The sequence below is a fragment of the Ruminococcus sp. RTP21484sp1_RTP21277st1_D2_RTP21277_210401 genome (assembly GCF_040924225.1).
Lineage (GTDB): Bacteria > Bacillota > Clostridia > Lachnospirales > Lachnospiraceae > Blautia_A > Blautia_A faecis.
Genome location: NZ_JBCOMJ010000009.1, coordinates 75,548 through 97,276, shown reverse-complemented (window position 1 = coordinate 97,276; position 21,729 = coordinate 75,548). Strand labels below are relative to the sequence as shown.

At 44.5% G+C, this 21,729-nt stretch carries 10 protein-coding genes and 1 pseudogene; all 11 read left to right on the top strand.

Going from position 1 to position 21,729, the window contains the following annotated elements; all coding sequences use genetic code 11:
- Window positions 1-404: 404 nt before the first annotated feature.
- The 11 genes and pseudogenes from cysK to AB5706_RS08250 all read left to right on the top strand — a co-directional run bounded on the left by cysK (window position 405) and on the right by AB5706_RS08250 (window position 21,718).
- Window positions 405-1,334, top strand: a complete 930-nt coding sequence (gene cysK / locus AB5706_RS08300) for a cysteine synthase A (RefSeq protein ID WP_148461361.1) — start codon at window positions 405-407, stop codon at window positions 1,332-1,334.
- Window positions 1,335-1,752: 418 nt separating this feature from the next.
- Complete coding sequence (locus AB5706_RS08295; RefSeq protein ID WP_173769151.1) at window positions 1,753-2,541, top strand: leucine-rich repeat protein; 789 nt, start codon at window positions 1,753-1,755, stop codon at window positions 2,539-2,541.
- Window positions 2,504-2,587, top strand: a pseudogene (locus AB5706_RS08290) (hypothetical protein); the annotation flags it as partial. The gene AB5706_RS08295 and the pseudogene AB5706_RS08290, both read left to right, overlap by 38 nt.
- A 3-nt stretch (window positions 2,588-2,590) precedes the next feature.
- Window positions 2,591-6,163: a leucine-rich repeat protein gene (locus AB5706_RS08285; RefSeq protein WP_243271334.1), complete on the top strand. Its 3,573-nt coding sequence runs from the start codon at window positions 2,591-2,593 to the stop codon at window positions 6,161-6,163.
- A gap of 488 nt (window positions 6,164-6,651) precedes the next feature.
- Complete coding sequence (locus tag AB5706_RS08280) at window positions 6,652-9,240, top strand: leucine-rich repeat protein (protein WP_195589560.1); 2,589 nt, start codon at window positions 6,652-6,654, stop codon at window positions 9,238-9,240.
- A 105-nt stretch (window positions 9,241-9,345) separates the two neighbouring features.
- Window positions 9,346-12,234: a tetratricopeptide repeat protein gene (locus AB5706_RS08275; RefSeq protein WP_195589562.1), complete on the top strand. Its 2,889-nt coding sequence runs from the start codon at window positions 9,346-9,348 to the stop codon at window positions 12,232-12,234.
- Between the two features lie 335 nt (window positions 12,235-12,569).
- Window positions 12,570-13,394, top strand: coding sequence for an ATP-dependent sacrificial sulfur transferase LarE (larE, locus tag AB5706_RS08270; protein ID WP_195408836.1), 825 nt, complete (start codon window positions 12,570-12,572; stop codon window positions 13,392-13,394).
- A 344-nt stretch (window positions 13,395-13,738) separates the two neighbouring features.
- Window positions 13,739-15,634: a leucine-rich repeat domain-containing protein gene (locus tag AB5706_RS08265; RefSeq protein ID WP_368365987.1), complete on the top strand. Its 1,896-nt coding sequence runs from the start codon at window positions 13,739-13,741 to the stop codon at window positions 15,632-15,634.
- Window positions 15,635-15,954: 320 nt separating this feature from the next.
- Entirely contained in the window at window positions 15,955-16,326 is a 372-nt protein-coding gene (locus AB5706_RS08260; protein ID WP_173770582.1) for a hypothetical protein, read from the top strand.
- Window positions 16,316-19,165, top strand: coding sequence for an ATP-binding protein (locus AB5706_RS08255; protein ID WP_368365986.1), 2,850 nt, complete (start codon window positions 16,316-16,318; stop codon window positions 19,163-19,165). The genes AB5706_RS08260 and AB5706_RS08255 overlap by 11 nt, the downstream gene beginning before the upstream one ends.
- Window positions 19,166-19,282: 117 nt before the next feature.
- On the top strand, window positions 19,283-21,718 hold the full coding sequence (locus AB5706_RS08250; RefSeq protein ID WP_173770584.1) for a glycoside hydrolase family 3 C-terminal domain-containing protein: 2,436 nt from the start codon (window positions 19,283-19,285) through the stop codon (window positions 21,716-21,718).
- Window positions 21,719-21,729 lie beyond the last annotated feature (11 nt).

Sequence of the window (21,729 nt, the reverse complement as noted above, 5' to 3'; positions counted from 1 at the left end):
ACAACACAACGTGTTAATTAGTACTGGGTGTACTTTTCTTGTATATTGTGGAGATTTTGTAGTGTATAGAAATCGTACAAGCGTCGCTACGCGACGGCTCTAATGTTACTGTGAACTTTGTTCACAAAAAACACCTCGCGGAATGTTACCAGTGAACAGTAACGCTCCAATCTATTTTCTCATATAAAATCCCAAAAACCTATTGACATAGTGGGTTAATAGTGGTAATATCCATTTAACGAATAAATAACCCAGTAAATCAATACGGAATATCGACAATTATTGCCGAAGAAGCAAGCTGGCAGTTACTGGGGGCAGATACAGACATAACAGGCGGGCCGCCATACGGCGACATCACCTCGAATAAATGTAAAGCGGCCGCAGGCGCCGGGAAAGGAATGGATATGGCATACTATAAGGGAACACTTGGATTGATCGGAAACACCCCACTTGTAGAGGTTACAAATATTGAGAAGGAGCTTGGACTGGAAGCTACTGTTCTTGTGAAGCTGGAATACTTTAACCCGGCAGGAAGCGTTAAGGACAGAATTGCCAAGGCTATGATCGAGGACGCAGAGCAGAAAGGAATTCTGAAGGAAGGTTCCGTAATCATTGAGCCAACTTCTGGAAATACCGGAATCGGTCTGGCATCTATCGCAGCAGCTAAGGGATACAGAATCATCCTCACCATGCCAGAGACCATGAGTGTTGAGCGTCGAAACATTTTGAAAGCATACGGCGCAGAGCTTGTTCTTACCGATGGAACCAAGGGAATGAAAGGTGCCATTGCCAGGGCCAACGAACTGGCAGAGGAGATTCCGAACAGCTTCATCCCAGGACAGTTTGTGAACCCGGCGAACCCGGCAGTGCACAAGGCGACTACAGGTCCGGAGATCTGGAAGGACACTGAGGGAAAGGTTGATATCTTCATCGCAGGTGTTGGTACAGGCGGAACCCTTACCGGAACAGGTGAATATCTGAAAGAGCAGAACCCGAATGTGAAAATTGTAGCACTTGAGCCTTCTACCTCCCCGGTATTATCTGAGGGAAAAGCAGGTCCGCACAAGATCCAGGGAATCGGTGCCGGATTTGTTCCGGATGTTCTGAATACCAAAGTTTATGATGAGATTTATAAAGCAGAGGCTGATGAGGCATTTGCCACAGCGAAGCTTCTTGCACACAAAGAAGGAATCCTGGTTGGAATTTCTTCCGGAGCTGCGTTAAAAGCCGCAATTGACTATGCAAAGAAGCCTGAGAATAAGGGCAAAGTGATTGTAGCCCTTCTTCCGGATACTGGTGACAGATATTATTCTACACCACTGTTCACTGAATAAAGATACATAGTAAACATACGGTAACTGTGAAGGCATTGCGCAGTTATAGTTTACCAAATAAGAAGCCTCACTATCTGATATCGCTTATACAGAGTTGTTATCAGATCGGTGAGGCTTTTTTGCGTAATATTACGCTATTATTTTATTTGGCTAGCAATTGTACCGTCAGCATTGATAGTACAATTATCGGTCGGATTGAATTCGAGAATGTACATAAAAATTGCATGCTTATACATAAAAACGACAACTAACTTTTCCGGCGCCGTTTGTGATTGTAAGGGAAAATAGCTATGCTAAAATGGATTTAGTCAATTATCAAAAATAAATGTAATTGTTCAGTGCTAATTTTCAAAATGCTTTGTATTTCGTCATTTGATTCTGACCAGTTACAAATGAATTTAAGGGAGAGAAAAGAATTATGAAAAGGAAGGCAATCAGCCGGATACTTGCAATTTCGCTGAGTGTTGCAATGTGTGCACAAAGCATTCCGATTTATGCTGCAGAAGAAATTGGGACTTCAGCTGCAGCGGACTTCTTCGCAGAAGATTCTATTGAAAACCAGAGTTTGAATGAAGGCGACGCGGAAACCAACGCGGAAACTAACACGGAATCTAATACAGAAACCAACACGAAAGCCGATGCGACAACCGGCATATCGGAAGCGTATACGTTGGAAGAGAGTAATTCAGCGACCACATCGGAGGAAACGGTTACTGACGAGGATGGATTCTGGTCTGGAGAATCAGAAACAGTTGAATCTTCAGCAAATGGTTCTGGTGGATGGGAATCTGCGGAAATGGATGGAGCAGAAGCGGGAGATGAGGCGGTAAAGCGAGATGCTGCAGCTTTTGTTTCGGGAGACGTGGAAGAAAACGTAGAGGAAACTGGAGAAACAAATGAATTGGAAGAGGCTCTTTCTGAATCGGCAGAGATGACAGAAGGTGATTTTTCCTATGTAATTGTAAATAACAGTTATGCGCGTATTACCAGATATTCCGGAAGTGCCACCATCGTTCAGGTTCCGTCTACCATAGGTGGTTATGCGGTTCAGGTGATCGGAGCGAGAGCATTCCAGGGAAATACAGTGCTGGAAAGTATGGAGCTTCCCGATGGCCTGACTACCATATATGCTTATGCATTTGCAGACTGTACAAACCTTACCCAGATCAATCTGTCAGAAGGTCTTAATATACGCCTATGCATTTGAAAAATGTACCAGTATCACCAGCATACACCTGCCAGACAGCATTACCACGATGGGCTATAAAGTCTTTGGAGGATGCAGCAATCTTGAGAGTGCCAATTATCCGGTAAACTGGGTAAACAGCCCCAGTGGAAACGGATCGAACAGTTATGAATATGGAAATGTATTTTCCGGCTGTCCGAAACTGACCGAGATAGAGATTCCGGAAGGAGTAAAGGTAATCGCGCCGCATAGCTTTGCAAGCTTAACCACACTAACCAGTGTAACGTTGCCATCAAGCCTGACCGAAATCGGTGCATACGCATTCGCAGGAGCAACCGGTCTCACAGAAGTAACGCTTCCTTCCAATACCAAGACGATAAGAGATTATGCATTTGCCGACTGCGCAGGTTTAAAGGATATTTACATTCCAGATTCCACTACTGATATCAGGAAAGCTGTATTCGAAAACTGCCCACAGCTGACGATACATTGCAGTTATTATTCTATGGCAACCATATATGCCATTGAAAATAATATTCCATTTGAGCAAATTGGAACTTATACGGACAGCGCCGAAACCGTCCTGGATCGTTCAGGCACCAGCTATTACGGAGACTTCGGAAGTGCCACAGCCAATGGATATGTGGCCATGACAGTACGCTATAACATAAAAGACACATGGAAATCCGCAGTAAGCGACCTGAATGCGAAGCTGGTTCTTCCTTCCAACGGAGAGCTTGACGAATCCACATTAAAGGTGGATGGGGAGTTATGCCAGAACTATAATTTAAAGGACAGGACACTGACCATTCCTGTGAGCGGTACCTCTGGAATTATCCGTTTCAGTATCAAAGCACAGAGTCAGTCGGCAGCACGCAGCTACGCTATTTTGAATTACAAAAAGAATAGAAACTCCAACCAGGAAATCATTGGTGTATTAAATGAAAGCATTAATCTGTTCACCATAGATGCACCAGATGTTGTATCAAAGCCAACCGTAAATGTTTCCGGTATGGCAAATGCCGGTGGAACTGTTACCCTGCTTGTGGATGAGAAAGAACAGCAGACAGTCCAGGTATCAAAGGCAGGTTTATGGTCTGCCGTCCTTACACTGGAAAATCCTTCCAACTATGAGACATATAAGATCAAAGCACTCTGCACACAGGCAGATGGTACAACAGAAACAAGAACTGCCGCAGTTACCTATAATGAAGGAGAACCCTCAATCGAGTCCTTCAAAATGTACTATAATGAGCATGACAAAATAAAATCCTACGATCTGACAAAGACAGACGGAGTAACACCTTTGGTGTATTACCTTCCGAAAAGCAAATTTGACTATGAGCTTACCTTTGAAAATCCGGAACAGATAAAGACTCTGTATGTTACAAGTACCAGAAACAACCAGACGAAATATCTGGAAGCAACCTATGATCCAGAAAAAAATGCGTTTGTGACAGACGGATATTTCGATGAATCCAATCACAATTATGTTCCTGGTGTGATCAGCTATGAATATAACAAAACAGTTCCAGAAGTAAAAATGGGACAGGATTTTGATTGGGAGGCTTTGCAGAAAGGACTTCCGGAAGGTGCAGAAAATGATATTACGGTAAGGAAAAATACAGCAACGGATTATGACGCAACCATTGATCTCAGTAAATTCGGGGAAGATCTGAAAGATGTAGGACTGGATGTCACCATCAGCGTGTTTGACGAGAGCAACAGCTCCAGTATGGGAACATGGAAGGGATTGATCGACGAAGCCAATAAAGATATGGGCTATCTGATCCCGGGGTATGATGACAGCAAGTATATCTGCAACCTGGATTATTCCGACAAAGGCACCTGGTATATGCTGGTAAAGGATGTTACCGGAAATAAATACATTGGATTTATGCTGGACACTGCTACAGATAATGCCGGTACTCTGGATCAGTACTGGACACTTTCCCAGATTTCCTCCCACCTGTCAACAATAAATAAGGGAGCGTCTATGTTATATCAGAACTATCAGATTGAGAAAGACATGGATGAGCTGAGAAAAGACGTACTGGCTTCCGGCGGTAACTATTCCGACCAGGAATTAAAAGAGAAATTAAAAGCAGTAGACAATCTGGAAAGCGACCAGAAAATGTTTATGATCATGACAGCGATGATTCCACTGGTGGTAGCCGGAGGTGCGATGGGCGCAGGTCCGGTAATTGCGCTGACTGCCATATTGGGAACGATTACAGCAGCTTCCTCATTATTCTGGGATATCAGAAAAGCAGATATTAAAGGGGAAAAATTCAAGCTTCGTTTTGTAGTAGATCCAAGCGGCTATGTGTTTGATCTTTCCACAGGAGAGAGAATTGAGGATGTCACTGTAACAGCTTACTGGATCCCATATGATGAGTCAGATGACTTCTGGAATAGAACGCCGTCCCCATCCGAGTATGGAACGAAATGGAATGCCGGGGAATATAACCAGTACAATCCTCTTCAGACGAATGCAGATGGAAAATATGCATGGGATGTTCCAGAAGGCTGGTGGAGAGTAAAATACGAGAAAGAGGGATATGAAACTACATGGAGTGACTGGATGACCGTTCCGCCTCTTCGAACCGAAGTGAATATCGGTATGGTATCGTTGTCAAAACCGCCAGTAGAGCACAGCTGGGATAACGGAACTGTAGTCATAGCACCAACTTGTACTTCCACTGGAATTATCAGCTATGAGTGTACGGATTGCCATATTACCAGAACTGAGGTTTTGCCGGTGAATCCAGATGCCCACAGCTGGGATAACGGAAAAGTGACAAAGGAAGCTACCTGTACTGAGGAAGGCATCAGAACCTTTGCCTGTGTGAATTGTGGGCAGACCAGAACAGAGAAGTTGCCTGCGAAGGGACATGGGGAAACAGAGGTCAGAGGGAAAAAAGCTGCAACCTGTGCAAGTGAAGGCTATACAGGCGACACTTATTGTAAGACCTGCGGAACCAGATTAAGCGGCGGTGAAACAATCGCGAAGACAGAACACTCCTGGGGAGAATGGGAAAAGACAGCAGATGCTACTGTATTTGCAGCTCAGAAAGAGAAGAGAATCTGCCAGGTTTGCCAGACCACAGAAGAAAGAGATAATGGAAATCCGCTGACTTCCAAAATGACACTTACAGCTTCCAGTCTGAAAATGAAAATAAAACAGACCACAAAAGCGTTCCAGATTTCCGGCATGGAGAGTGGGGACTATGTAGCATCTGTGGTTTCAGGCAACAGTAAGCTTCTGAAGGTAAGCTCCTACACCAGAGACGGTGCAGTTACGCTGAAGGCTCAGAAGAAAACAGGAAAGACGAAACTTACAGTGACTCTGGCTGGTGGGGCAGTAAAAACTGTGAATGTTACCATCCAGAAGGGAACGGTGAAAACCACCAAAATTTCAGGTGTACCGAAGAAAATTACCTTAAAGAAAGGGAAAAAACAGACTTTGGCACCGATTCTGGCGCCGATCACAACCCAGCAGAAAGTGACCTACACCACATCTAATAAGAAAGTCTGCACTGTGACAAAAAGTGGTGTAATCACAGCGAAGAAAAAAGGTACTGCAAAAGTTACGGTACGCTCCGGAAGTAAAAAGGTGGTTATTACAGTCAAAGTGTCATAAATCGTAAGAGAGCGAAGCAGGCTACGCCTACTGAAAGAAGACAAAATATACCGTAAAGCGGGGCGTGCAGATTGTAAGAATGATTAGGGGGCAGACTTTAGAACTGCCAATATTACAGGATGTATGATGCCTCTGATAAACTGCCGTGTCTGATATGTTTAAGAAACATATTGGACACGGCAGTTTTTTTTAACAGGATAACTGTTTAGTATCTTCACACTGCCTTCTGGATAGTTGTCAAACAGGTTGTGTTGTGCATAAAAAAAGCAATCTTGTGCATAAAAACCGTAACCTTTCCCACTATTATTGTCTCAAAAATTCAATTATGATATTCTTTTTATAAGAAAAAAAGAGCAATTTTCCAGCTTTTGAAAATTTGCTGGTGCTATTCAGAGCCACGAAGCGTGTTGCTGTGAACGGAGTGAACAGTAACCCAAATGGATTTTTGAACAGTTATAATTGCCGAAAAAATAAGGGGGAATGAAAGAGTGAAAAAACAAATTTCAAAATGTGTGAAAATGCTGTTCCTTGGCATTATCATGTGCCTGGGTATGGCGCTTAGCGTGCATGCAGAAGGCTCAGGACAGTTTTTCCAGTTCGACGGCGAAAAGTGGAACAAGGAAGAATTTTCCTGGACAGACAGTCAGGGGCAGATCTGGTATGCCCATGAATATGGAACAAATGGAGAAGCTATTATCAGCGCAGTAACCGAGGCTGTTATGGAACTGCAGGTTCCGTCATATGTGTATAAGGATGGTGTGGCGAAGAAGGTAATTGGAATCGGTAAGTATTTTCCGGATTCAGAATATGATAACACATGGGACCGGTTTAGCTGTTTCTATTACGATGGAAAGTATGGCAACGGAACGCTGTATAAGTTGATTCTTCCGGATACACTCTGCTATGTGATGCCCAATGCATTTTCAACAAGTGGCAGCTGGTTTGACGGACTGGCAGCCGTTCAGCTGCCGCAGAATCCACGGCTTGTAATTGGAGAAAGTGCGTTTTATGGGGATAAGAATCTTCAAATCGTGCATTTTAATGACGCAGTAGGCGGTGCACAGCCTGTAAAAATCGAGAAGCAGGCATTTGGTAACTGTCCGAAACTGGAAGAGATAACATTGCCGCCAACAGGGGCTTATAACGAGATTGATAAAGAAGCTTTTTACAGTTATGGAGAATGTAACCTGAAAAGAATTTACAATGCCCCATCCGAGCTGGAACTGGGCTGGGATCAGTATTGTGCCGATGTTGAGGAGGTTTCTTTTGCAGAAGGACTTACATATGTCGATGGAATTTCGACTATTGTAGCTTATGAATGGAATGAGGATGGAAGTCCCTCGAGTGGACGGGGAGAAAACATTAAAACACTGAAAAAAGTAACGTTGCCCTCCACACTGAAGGAAATTGGCTGGGACGCATTTAAGGATAACAAGAACCTTACTTACATCAATCTCCCGGAGGGCTTAACCACTATTGGAAGTTATGCTTTTGCAGGCTGTACAGCGCTTACAGGATTTACTTCTCTTCCGGCAAGCGTAAGCGGAGGTATCGGAGAAGGTGCATTTATGGGCTGCAAGAACCTCCATCTTGAAAATGTATATATTCATGGAACTGACAGCCTGAAATATCAGTTCACCGACAGTGGAATTGTAAGTATCCGCATTGGTGCTGATGTAAAATATACAGTTGGTGCAATGTTCAAGGGCTGCACAAGCTTAAAAGAAATCACAGTTGACGCAGGACATCCGTACCTTTCTTCCCAGGACGGTGTGCTTTACAGTAAGGTTTATAAAAGCAGCGGAGGGGAAGTGGCTGGCAGCAGTATTTTCACCTATCCTGCAGGAAAAAGCTGGGCAGGAAGCTATACACTTCCGTCAGATGTAGTATTGTTAGGCGGTTTTGCATTTGATTCCTGTAAATTTACAGAGATTCACATTCCGGCCCGTGTACTGGATCTGGATTATGACTCTATGGCTTCTATAGGAGACAGGAACACATATTATGCCTTTGATTCCATCAAGGACAGCTGTAAATTATACGTTGTAAAAAATTCTTATGTGGACAATTACTTTAATACACGTTATCATTTTTATTATGAAAATGGTGATGTGCTTCCAATTAGTTATGATCTGGCTGGCGGAACAAATGACAGCTCCAACCCATCCACTTTCACAGGTGGAAACAGTATTGAGCTGAAAGCGCCTACACGAAGCGGTTATACCTTTACCGGATGGACGACAGTAGATGCGGATGATGAAGAAGTAAACTTTTCCGGTTCTTACACACCATCAATGGGTGAACTGGTAAGTGGTGTTAAACTGACTGCAAACTGGAAAAAGAACCCAGATCCTACCAAGGCACCAGAACCGACGAAAGCCCCGGCGGCAGAGCCGACAAAAGCTCCGAACGCAGAGCCGACTAAGGCACCATCTGCTCCGGAACCGACGAAGACTCCGAACGCTTCTGATAACAATCAGAACACTGTGATTCCATCCAAGCTTCCGAAGGTTACTGGAACCAAGGCCACCAATGTGCTTACCGATGGCGCCAAGATTTCCTGGAAGCGGATTGCAAGTGCAACCGGATATCAGATCACAATTTCCACTGACAAGAAATTCAAGAAGAATGTAAAGAATTATATTGTCGAGGAAAATAAAAACAATGAACTGATCTACGGTTTGAAATCTGGAAAGACCTATTATGTAAAAGTAAGAGCAATCGCACAGGGCGGTGGCAAGAAGGTTACTGGAAAGTACGGCAAGGCAGTTAAATTTACTACATATGTTGTGCCTAAGGTAAAGAAGATCAGTGTAAAGAATAACAAGAAGGGTATGATCACCATTACGGCATCCAAGGTAAAAGGTGCTGCTGGTTATGCATTTGTAGTGACAGCAGATTCCGGTCTTACAGATATTGTAGCAATCAAGGAATCCAAGAAGAATACAGTAACGATAAAGAATCTTTCTAAGGGACATACGTATTATATACGTGCTTGTGCCTATAAACTGAACAAGCAGAAACAGAAGGTGTTTGGTGTGTACACAAAGAAAGCTAAGATTACAATCAAAAAATAAGAAATCAGTTGTTGTATTTAGTTACCTGTAAAAAGTGCTGCTGGTCAGGTGACCAGCAGACAGTAATAAAAAAGGAACTGTGTTTACAACCGGAGAGAACGTGACATGAAAAAAGATGAGCAGGCAAATGTGTTGCTTTCGCTGAAAAACTTATATCGGTTGTTTACCGTGAAAGATTATCCGGTCTATTCTACCGGAATTCTGGGAGAAAAAAGTAAAAAGGGTCTGACTCTGGTCAGATTCTGGGATGAATATCTTCTCTATGAGTGGAAAAGCACCAGACACGGAAAAATGATTTTTCGAAAGGATGGAAGCCAGAACCGCTATCATTCGGAATTCTGTAACCGCAAGGAAAGCTTTCCCCTGTACCAGGTATATCTGCAGGAAGTGCTGGAATGCCTGAATGCGGAGACATTTGGCAGTCAGATACTGATTTTTGAAAAATTCCTGAAAGAGAAAAATTATAACCATTCTGTGTTTGTGCAGAAGATGAGAAAATTTCTGGACATGGCCATGGAATCAGATCCATGGCTGTCCAGAGAGTGTGGAGAAAAGTTGACTTTCTGGATCAATTACATAGAGAAAAAGCAGAAGGATTTTTCCAGATCCTTTGGGGCTGCCTGGTTCTTTACCATGCTTTGTCTGCATGCAATGGCAGGTCCGGAAATGTCAGAAGTGAAAATGGAACTGGTAAGGAACCGGGAGGACTTAAAACCGAAGCATATCTGGAATTGTATTTACCAGAATTCCGGAGAGACCAGGCAGAGTTTTCTTACTCTACGAAACTGTGAATTGTTCCGGAAATCTGTGAAAGCCAGTCATTTCTTTGGCAGAGAAGAAGAGTTATATGACTTGAAAGAGATGTTCTTCAATTCCGGAAAGTATCTGATTTCCGGAATTGGGGGAATTGGAAAAACAGAACTCATGCGTCAGCTTGTGAGCTGGATTGAGCAGGAAGAAGTAAAGTGCCGGATCGCAGCTGTTCAGTATGAGGAGAATCTGGCGGTCAGCTTTTCCAGAAGTTTTCTGAATCTTACTGGTGAGAGCGTGGAAGAAAGATTTCACGAAGGTATCTATCACTTGTCAGAAGAGCATCAGGAAAAAACAGTGCTTTTTCTGGATAATATGAACCATACGGAAGAGGAAGATCCTTACCTGTCAGAGCTGAAAGATCTGCCGTGCACCATATTTGTTACTTCACGTCAGAAACATCTGGATGGGTTTACTACATTTGGCATAAAGGCACCGCAAAAGAGTGCCTTAAGTTTGATTTTTCGTGACAATTACAACAAAATACTTTCCAGAGAGGAAAAAGACCGGCTGAGTCGTTTGCTGGAAAAAGAGATTTTTCAGCATCCTCTGACATTGAAGCTTCTTGGAAAAGCGGGGACCTACTATTTCGGAAATTGGGATTATCTGGAAGAAGAGCTGCAGAATAATTGGAATGATGTTGCAGAAGAGTCCGGACTCATTGATATGTACCGTGGGCTGTACAGACTGGCTGATATTGGAGAAACAGGAAGCCAGCTGGCAAGGATGTTCGCGCTTTTGCCCTATCAGGAAATTGACCAGAACTTTACAGTGATGTTTTTTCAGGGATTTTTGAAGAAAAATGAAACTCTTGGAAAGGCACTTGGCAGGCTGGTGAAATTCGGATGGTTGGAAGATACAGGAAATGGTTACCGTATGCATCCTGTAATTGCAGAGAGTCTGTGTACAAAGGCTTTTTTAGAAGCAGAGTTTCAGCCATTCTGGGAGCGGGTCAGGAAGTGCTTTTTCCCGAAACAGGCACCGAAAGACGAGGATTCCCGCATGGAGGAAATTGCGTGGCTTGTCTTTCAGGGGATATCCAGAGTGCAGGGTGCGGTCAGTGACCAGCTTGTGGCACTGGCGGCAGAGGCTGCCCGATATCTGGAGCTGCCGGTTCCTATGTGCGGGAAAATCCGGGAACTGGAAAAAAGATGTGCAGAGATTTCCAATGAGACGAAGTTTATGGTAGCGTGTCTGACAGAGACAAAACCTGAACAAAACGAAGAATATATAGAACTCTTCCGCGAACAGCTGAAAAAGAGAACGCTATCATCGGAATGGATGTTGTTTGCTATAAGTGATTTTTGCAATAGGTTGGAGCAGAACAGTAATTATGAGTGTTACCGGGAGATCTGTGATTTAATTTTTCAACAGAAGGATAATATTGATTATAAAATTGGATATGCGCTTTTGCAGACGAATATGCAGATGTTAAAGCTTAATGTGAAAAAGGCTGAAATGTGGGCAGAACGTGGAATCCTCATGTGTGTACAATGGGGGCATAGCCAGAGAATACTGGATTTTCTTTATCCAAAAGCAGAATGTCATATGTTTTTTCAGGAAAAAGAAAAGCTGGCAGATTGTCTGGAAAAAATAGAGCAGATACAACAGATACAAAGAAAGCGTCAGGGTGAGAGTGAGTATGCAATATGGCAGCTTCGTGGTCAGCTTGCAGCTATGGATCAGAATATGGAAGAAGCTGCCTATTGTATGGAACAAGCAACGGACAGGTGCAAAATGTACTGTGGTGAGAAAAATCAGATGTATTCTGCCCTGTCAGAGGAACTGGCACGAATGTATAATGCCGCCGGACGAAGGGAAGAGTCGTTGGCATGTCATCTTGCGGTTCGCAATCAGCTGCTTAAGAATGGCTATCGTGAGGGTTCTTTGCTTCTGATGGTGGATAACAATATGAGTGTAGTCTACCTGGACTTGGGAAAGCCGGAAGAAGCGATCCCATATCTGACAGAGGCACTGGAGCTTACGAAGGAAAATGGACTTGTAGGTTCGGCAGTTGCAGAGCCTACCTGGAATCTGGCACGCGTTTACCGTGCACTTGGAGATGAAGAAAAAGAAGATATATATCTGAAAGCCGCCGTGGAAGGCTTCCGGGAATGCTACCCGCCGGAACATCCCAAGCGGATTGCGGCTGAACAGAGACTGAAAGAACGCCAGGAGGAATGAACCTGGCGTTTAAATTAAGAATGATGAAAAGAAGTTGATATCATTAGTTGATGTTGACTTCTTTTTTGTATATAGCGCTTAAAGATTTATGTTTTGTGACTTATCAGTGTAGAAGAGGCTATGCGAAGGACGAAGATTGGCTCCGTTACCAGTGAACAGTAACTGATATAGTATATTTGAACCTGACTACGACTAATCCTATTGACATACTAGAGTACTTTATAGTAACATAAATCAAAATCGTCCCAGCTCTTTGCGCGAAGGATATTTTTTGTCTGAAAGGGAAAGATGGAGCTGGGGAGAGACTAAATTTACTGCCACAGGAGGCTAATCATATGAGCGAAATCACTGCAACCAAAGAGCAGCAGAATAAATACGAAGCTTTAAAAGAATACTTACGCAGTCTGGGAAGTGTGGCTGTGGCTTTTTCGAGCGGGGTGGACTCTACGTTTCTTTTGAAAACAGCACACGATGTGCTGGGGGATAAATGTATCGCGATTACTGCCATGTCCTGTTCTTTCCCGAAGAGAGAACTGGAAGAGGCGAAGACCTTCTGTGAGAAGGAAGGAATCCGCCACATTACAGTAGAGTCTGAAGAACTGGAAATTGAGGGCTTCTGCCAGAACCCGACTAACCGTTGCTATATCTGCAAGAAAGAATTATTTGAGAAAATCTGGGACATTGCCACAAAAGAGGGGCTGAATGCAGTGGCAGAGGGTTCCAACATGGACGACAATGGTGATTACAGACCTGGTTTACAGGCTGTTGCAGAGCTTGGAGTTAAGAGCCCGCTGCGCCACAGCGAATTGTATAAAGCGGACATCCGTGCCCTGTCCAAAGATCTTGGTCTTCCCACCTGGGAGAAACAGTCCTTCGCCTGTCTTTCTTCCCGTTTTGTGTACGGCGAGACCATCACGAAGGAGAAACTTGGCATGGTAGATAAGGCAGAGCAGCTTCTTCTGGATCTGGGATTTCATCAGCTACGTGTGCGTATTCATGGTACACTGGCACGAATTGAAGTACTGCCAGATGAACTCCAGAAAGTCCTGGAGAACCGCAACCAGATCGTGAAAGCCTTCAAAGAATATGGCTTTACATACGTGACCATGGATCTCCAGGGATACCGCATGGGAAGTATGAATGAAACATTGAAGAAATAGTTTTGGTTTACGTTGTGAACGGTAGGCTTGTAATGTATAAAAGTTGTGCATTGCTATAATTATGAGACCAAACTTTTGGACAGAGATGAAAGATTCTCTGTCTTTTTTTGATATTATCGTCTATACTATGCTGTTAGTTAATTGTTTTAAATGCGGTTTTACGCTATCATTAAATTAATCGTCTGACAAATTTTGGGAGGGAGTATGCTGCGGGCTCATTTGCAGAATAGCAGGTTATCCATTTTGGGGAAGTGTTTAGTGTTATACAGCAGATATTAATGGAAAAATCTTTGCCTCTGGAGTGTGTTTGAAAAGACGAAAAAAAGAATAGCGAGGTAAAGCGTATGAGAAACAGACGACTGGCACTGGCCGCAGCATTGCTGCTGGCAATCACAAGTGCAGACGGAGCAGCACTGGCAGTAAGTGGAGCTGATTTTTCTTCTGAGGAAGTAGCAGAAGCAGTATTTGACGAAGTGGAGAATGAGGGTCTGGATAATCAGGATGAGGTTCAGGAACAGGTTCAGACTCCGGAGATGGATCAGGCGGAGGATCAGCCGTCAGAGGATTCATTCTCAGATGCGCCTGGCATGGAAGCAGCTGCAGAATGGCAGAATGAGGAAGCGGCAACAGCAGACGAAACCCTGGTTTTTTCAGATGGAGAAGACACAGGAATTACCTACACCTTGTCAGATGATGGGAAACTGGTAATTTCCGGAACTGGAAGCATCGCAGATGATGCATTTGCTGGCAACACTAAAATAACAAGCGTGGTTATCTCTGAAGGAGTGACCGGCATTGGTTCCGGCGCATTTACCGGCTGCACCAATCTGACAAGTGTGACAATTCCAGAAGGTGTAACAACCATAGATGGTATGACATTTGGCAATTGCACCAGTCTGACAAGTGTAACCATTCCGGGAACGGTAACCTCTATAGAAGTTCAGGCATTCTGGAATTGCAGCAGTTTGACAAGCATAACTATTCCTGCAAGCGTAACGAGCATCGGAAGCGGTGTATTCCAGGGCTGTACCAGCTTGACAAGCGTAAAGTTTTCAGAGGGTCTGACCAGAATTGGAGATCAGACTTTTGGCAAATGTAATGCTTTGGAAACCATAGAAATCCCGGCAAGTGTGGCATCTATAGGAAATAATGCGTTTAAAAACTGTGCCAAGCTGAGAAGTATCCGCTGCTATGCAAATAGTAGCACATGGCAGCCCAGATACATTTGTGATTCAAATACAACCGTATATTACAGTTACAATCCGAACCATACCCATTCCTACAAGTCACATGTGATAAAAATGAGTGGCTGTACCTATTCAGGATCTGAAGAAGAAATCTGTGAATTTTGCGGTGATTACTATACGAAAGAAACACCGGCACTTGGTCATGACTGGAACCGTGGGGAAACAACAGAAGATGCTTCCTGTGAAAGTGACGGAGAAAAAACTTATACTTGCAGAAGATGTGGCGACAAAAAGAAAGAGACAATTCCGGCAACCGGACATAGCTGGGTAAGGACATGGCATGAAGATGCAACCTGTACAGATGATGGAGTCGATGAATACACCTGCAGATATTGCGATACGGAAAATAGAACTACAATAAAAGCAACCGGACATAAATTTTCTGCATGGGCAGTAACACAGGAAGCAACTGTGGATGAGGAAGAAGTCCAGACACGTACCTGCAGTGCATGCGGCGAGCAGGAAACAAAAATTACCCGGGACAGACTGCAGCCAACAATGAAATTGAATCAGTCCAGTATTGTGCTGAAGACCGGACAGAAGACGAAGTGTCTGAAAGTAACCGGGCTTGCAAAGGGAGATTTCATTTCCACCTGGAGTACTGATAACTGGAGTATTGCAGATGTATCTGTTAGTTCAGATGGAACCTGTAACATTACCGCCGGTAAAACTACAGGCAAAACCCGTATTCACATATACCTGAACAGCGGATATGAAAAGTCTGTTACCGTAAAAGTCCAGAAAAGCGCTGTAAAAACCACAAAGATTACAGGTGTGCCGAAAACACTGAAATTAAAGAAAAATCAGAAATATTCCTTGAAACCGGTTTTAAAACCAGTAACAAGCAAAGAAAAAATCACCTACAAATCCAGCTCCTCCAAGGTAGTAAAGGTAGATTCCAAGGGCAGAATTACTGCAAAGAAAAAAGGAACAGCCGTAATTACGGTGAAAGCAGGGAAGAAAACAGTTAAGTGTAAGGTGACTGTGAAATAACGTATATTTTGAAAGGACAGGAATGAAATATTTTCTGTCCTTTTTCATGAATATTTATTGATTCTTTTTCTCACATTTCCTATAATAAGCCTATGCGTTATAAATTTACCCATGTGACATGTAAAAACGCCGGAAAGGATATTGTATTCCGTAGAAGTCAGCGATGCATTTTACCTGTTGCAGGGGCTTTTTGTTATGAGGATTTGGGATTTCAAACACGCTCTGGTCTGCCATGGCAGCAGGTCTTTGGACAGTGTTGCAGACAGAAGTATATATTGAGTTAAGCTGCGGTATCAGGTGCCGTGAGGGAGTAAAAGAGTATGAAGAAAAAATGTGTGGCAATGATGTTAATCGCAATAATGACCGCATCTTTAGCTGGTTGTGGAAGCAGCAAGGACGGAAGCGGTAAATCTGTAAAGCTGGATTCGGATCACCCGGTGTCCCTGACGATCTGGCATTATTACAACGGTGCCCAACAGGCAATGTTTGACACCCTTGTAAAGGAATTTAACGCCTCCGTTGGAAAAGAGGAGGGTATCTACGTGGAGAGCTACAGTCAGGGTTCCGTATCCGACCTTGAGGAAGCAGTCAACAGCTCTTTGAACGGAGAAGTAGGAGCAGAAGAACTGCCGGATATTTTTTCTTCCTATTCTGATACTGCTTACGCAGTACAGCAGAAATGTGCCGTATGAAGATACGCAGTGGGCATTGTGCGGTTTTGTTACAGAGGATTCTGTGTATGGATTGATTTCCGATGTTTATGAGAGAATTCTGGGAGCGATTCTGGGAAGTGCCCTGATGGCGGTTATTCTGGTTTATTTTCTTGTCCAGTATGCGACGGAACCGGTTTACCATCTGGTGGAGAGTGTACGAGGCGGAGTGAAGGGAATTCACGGTTTTCAGGAGTCAGGTATTCAGGAGCTTGATGAGCTCCATAAAGTGATAGAGAATCTGACGGATACCCAGATGCAGACAGAGAATCAGCTTCTGGAGGAAAAGGAGCGCTATCGGATTGCGGTAGAAAGTTCCCAGGATGCCTTTTTTACCTACAAATGTAAGGAAAAACTGCTGGAAATAGTTAACAGTAAAGGCAATGACGGTGTATGGGACTGCGGAAAGCATCCGGAATTTCTTGATAATGACAGTATCCATCCGGCAGATAAGGCAAAGCTGGTGAACGCAGTAAAAAGCTCAGACGGCGTTCTGGATGTTGACTTTCGTCTGCAGCATGCCAATGGAGAATTTCAGTGGGTAAATCTATCCGGAAGCATTACTTTTGATGAGAATAAAGAGCGCAGCAGGGTCGTTGGCTGTATTCACAATGTGCATCAGCACAAGCTTCTGGAGCAGGCGCAGAAAAGAAAGCAGATTTATGACTCCATTACATCTTTTTACCGCCTTGGAAGCGGACTGGAAGTTGTGGAAACACTGTGTCGGGATGACCCGGAAGGAGTACTGGTACTTCTGGAAATCCAGCAGTTTTCCAAAATCGATGAGCGCTATGGCCTGATCTTCGGAGATATTATCCTGGAGCAGTTTGCCGGTCTGCTGGCGAAGCGCTTCCAGGAGGACGGTTTAAACGGTGGTATTTATATCAGGGCTGGTGCAGACCAGATGCTGATATGGCTGCCGGTATGTACGACCGGACCGATCGTGAGTAGTGTGCAGAGACTGGAAAAGGATTTTAGGGCGCTTACAGATGAGAAGTATCTGTCTCTTTCCCTGAAATGCGGAATCGCAGTTACAGGAAGCAGAAATTCGCTGTCTGAGGCACTTGAACAGACGAAGACTGCTCTTACAGCTGCACGTCATGGAAAGCAGGAAATCATGTTCTATGAGGAGCTTTCAACGGTGGAAAAAGCCTGTGCGGTTGATGTGGCATTTGCGGAGGTGGCTTCTCTGGAACGTCTGAAGGAAATGACACTTTCCTCTATAGCTCTGAACCTGTTTGACAGAGATGGTGATACTTCTGTGGTTCTGGATATTCTGGCGTTGAAGCTGCAGGAGAAATACCATCTGACAGACATTGTGATCACCCATTTCAACGGGGAATATATGGTAAATAACCTGCTGTACTGCTGGAAAACCTGGGAGAAAAAGGATGGCTGGGACGGTATGGTCCACTGTTCTGAGAAGCAATACCAGCACTTTGTGGAGACACAGGAAATGCAGCAGCTTCTGACTTCCGGGGAAAGCATATGGAAAGAGCCGCTGATTCAGCCTTTTGCTTCAGGCAGAAACGATATTGTATTCCATATGACAGATAACGGACAGTATTCCGGAAGTATTGTATTCCGGGACATTGACCAGGATGTTCTGGAGAAAAAAGAAGAGTGTAAGTGTCTGGAAGAAATCAGCGCAATTATTCAAAACCGGTTGAATCTGGAGCGTCACGATCTTTCTGCCAAGGCGAAATCGGATTTCCTGGCCCGTATGTCTCATGAGATCCGTACTCCTATGAACGGTATTATAGGTATGACGGAGATTGCATTGAAAGATGGACAGACTGAGGAGCGGCGGATCGACTGTCTGAGAAAAATCGAGTACTCCTCGGAATATCTGCTTGGACTTATCAACGATATTCTGGATATGTCCAAGATCGAGAGCGGAAAGATGAGGCTGATCGAAGAAAAATGCAATCTCATGGAGATGATACAGGGACTTCGTCCATTGCTGGAAGCGAAGCTGAACGAAAATAACATTCAGTATATAGCAGATATCCAGCTGAAAAACCATTGGTTTATGGCAGATTCCCTGCGGCTGAACCAGGTTCTGGTAAATCTTCTGGGAAATGCGCTGAAGTATTCCAGACCAGATGGACATGTGTGGCTGACCGTTCGCGAGACAGAAGAAGAGAAAGGCTTTTCCAATCTGTATTTTCAGGTCAGGGATGATGGAATTGGAATTGCACCTGAGAAACAGCAGCTTATTTTCCGGCAGTTTGAGCAGGCGGATAATTCTGAAAATGCAAGAAAACAGGGCACTGGTCTTGGTCTTGCCATCAGCAGAAGAATTGTGCGGATGATGGATTCCGATATTAAGTTGGAAAGTGAGCCTGGTAAGGGAAGCAGCTTCAGCTTTAACGTGAAGCTTCAGCCGGTAAGCGGAGAGAAGACTACGGTCACCAGCCAGCCGGAGGAGATCAGCTTCCCGGGAAAAAGAATCCTGGTGGTTGAGGATAATGAGCTGAATATGGAAATTATCTGTACTATCCTTGAAAATTACGGAATTAAAACCGAGCAGGCAGTTAACGGAAAAGAAGCTGTGCGGCGCATGGAAGAATCCGTTCCCGGATATTACGATATGATCTTTATGGATATTATGATGCCGGAAATGGACGGACTGGAAGCAACCCGGACCATCCGGAATCTGGATCGTGAGGATTGCAAAAAGATTCCGATTTACGCAATGAGCGCCAACGCTTTCGACGAGGATGTGAAACGTTCCCTGGCAAGCGGTATGAACGGACATCTTTCCAAGCCTGTGAATCTGCAGGTGCTGGAGAAAACGCTGCAGAAAGTGCTGGGATAAAAATAAATGGTTTTTTAATGCATCTTGTGCAATATATTGACAGTTTGTGATAACCCCGTCTTTTACAGACGGGGTTATGTTATATTTATGGCAATATAGAAGGGAGCGATCACAAGCATGAAATATCAGAATATCATAGATAACATGACCCTGAAGGAAAAAGCCGCATTCCTCAGCGGAAAAAGCGAGTGGCAGACAAGAGATTTCCCGCGTCTGGATATCCCGGCGATTTTCTGTTCAGACGGACCGAATGGTGTGCGTAAACAGGCTGGAGCAGGAGATCATCTGGGAATCAATCCAGCAGTACCGGCAACCTGTTTTCCTACAGCGGCAGCTATGGCAAACAGCTGGGATGAAGAGCTGGAGCAGAGAGTAGGCGTTGCCCTTGGTGAAGAATCCATGGAAGAAGACGTAAACGTTCTTCTTGGACCTGGACTGAACATTAAGAGAAATCCTCTCTGTGGACGTAACTTCGAGTATTTTTCCGAGGATCCCTATCTTTCCGGAAAAATGGCAGCTGCTTTTATCCGCGGTGTGCAGAGCACAGGAGCAGCAGCCTGCGCAAAGCATTTCGCTGTAAACAGCCAGGAGCTTCGCCGTATGGCAATGAACGCAGTGGTAGATGAGAGAACTCTCCGTGAGATTTACCTCACCGGTTTTGAGATTGCCATCAAAGAGGGTGGCGCGAAAACGGTTATGAGCAGCTACAACGAGGTAAACGGTGTTTACGCCAACGAAAACGAGCATCTGCTGAAAGACATTCTCCGTGACGAGTGGGGCTTCGAAGGCTCTGTTATCACTGACTGGGGTGCTTCTAACGACCATTCTCTCGGTGTAAAGAACGGTTCTACCCTGGAAATGCCGACTCCGGGACTTGATGCAGCAAGAGAGCTTCTTGCCAGCGTAGAAAGCGGCAAGATCAGCGAGAAGGACATTGACGAGCGCGTAGACGAGCTTCTTGATCTGGTACTTACCACCACCGAGAATGCAAAGCATTATAAAAAAGTGGCAGACAAGAAAGCCCTTCATGAGGAGCACCACAAGCTGGCACGTCTTGCCTGCGAGAACAGTGCAGTTCTTCTGAAAAATGAGGACGGAATCCTTCCGGTTGGAGCGAAGGTTCAGGCAGCCATAATCGGTGACTTCGCTTTTGACCCAAGATACCAGGGCGCAGGTTCTTCCATGGTAAATTCCACAAAAGTAGATTCCATCAAGGACATGCTGGAGACCAGCGGAATCTCTGTGACTGGAATTGTACGCGGTTATCAGCGCGATGGCAAGGAAGACGAAGCTATGAAAAAAGAGGCCGTAGATCTTGCCCGCCGTTCTGATGTGGTTCTGTTTTTCTTCGGATTGAACGAGAAAAGCGAGACAGAAGGTCTTGACCGCAAGCATCTCCGCATTCCGCAGAACCAGATCAACCTGATCCAGGAGCTGGCAAAAGCCAACGCAAACATGATTGGTATCATCAGTGCAGGTTCTGTTATTGAAATGCCATGGCACCATCATTTCAAAGCCCTGCTTCACACCGCTCTCATGGGTCAGGCAGGTGCAGGTGCAGTGCTTGATATTCTTTCCGGTAAAGTCAACCCATCCGGAAAGCTTGCTGAAACTTACATTAAGAAATATGAGGATACTCCTTCTTACAATTACTATCCGTCACAGGAGCGGAACTCTGAGTACAGAGAGGGAATTTACGTAGGATACCGCTACTTCGACACCGCAGGTGTGCCGGTAAACTATCCATTTGGATATGGTCTTTCCTACACTACATTTGAATATGACAATCTTCAGGTGAAGCCGGATGGGGCGACGTTTACCCTTCGCAACACCGGAAAGTATGATGGTGCAGAGATTGCCCAGCTTTATGTAGGACTTCCGGGAGCAAAAGTTTTCCGCCCGGTCAAGGAACTGAAAGGTTTTTCCAAGGTGTTCTTAAAGGCAGGCGAGGAGCAAACCGTTACCATTAAGTTCGACGACAAGACATTCCGTTACTGGAATATGAAGACAAATAAATGGGAAGTAGAAGGCGGCGTTTACAGCATTATGATCGGTGCAAGCTGTGCGGATATCCGTCTTCAGGATTCTCTTGCCATTATCGGAACCACTGAGGTAATGCCATACTATACTAACCGCGTTTCTTCTTACGTGGAGGGAAAAATCCAGCAGATCGGAAATGAGGAGTACGAGACGATCCTGGGACATTCCATTCCGGACGGAAGCTGGAGCGGCGAGCTTGGCATGAACGATGCCCTTTGCCAGATGTATTACGCGAAGAGCGGAATTGCCCGCTTCATCTGTAAGAAGCTGGGTGAAAAGTTGAAAAAGAGCGAGGCAGCGGGAATTCCGGATCTGAACACCCTGTTCCAGTACAACATGCCATTCCGTGCAATCGCCAAGATGACAGGCGGTATGGTTTCCATGGAAATGGTAGAGGGACTTCTAAAGGTTGTAAACGGTCATTTCAGCGGACTTGGAAAAGTAATCAGCGGATTTTTCAGAAACCAGAAGCTGAACAAGCAGTATGAGAAAGATCTGGAAGAGCAGAAATAGGAGGAGTATCA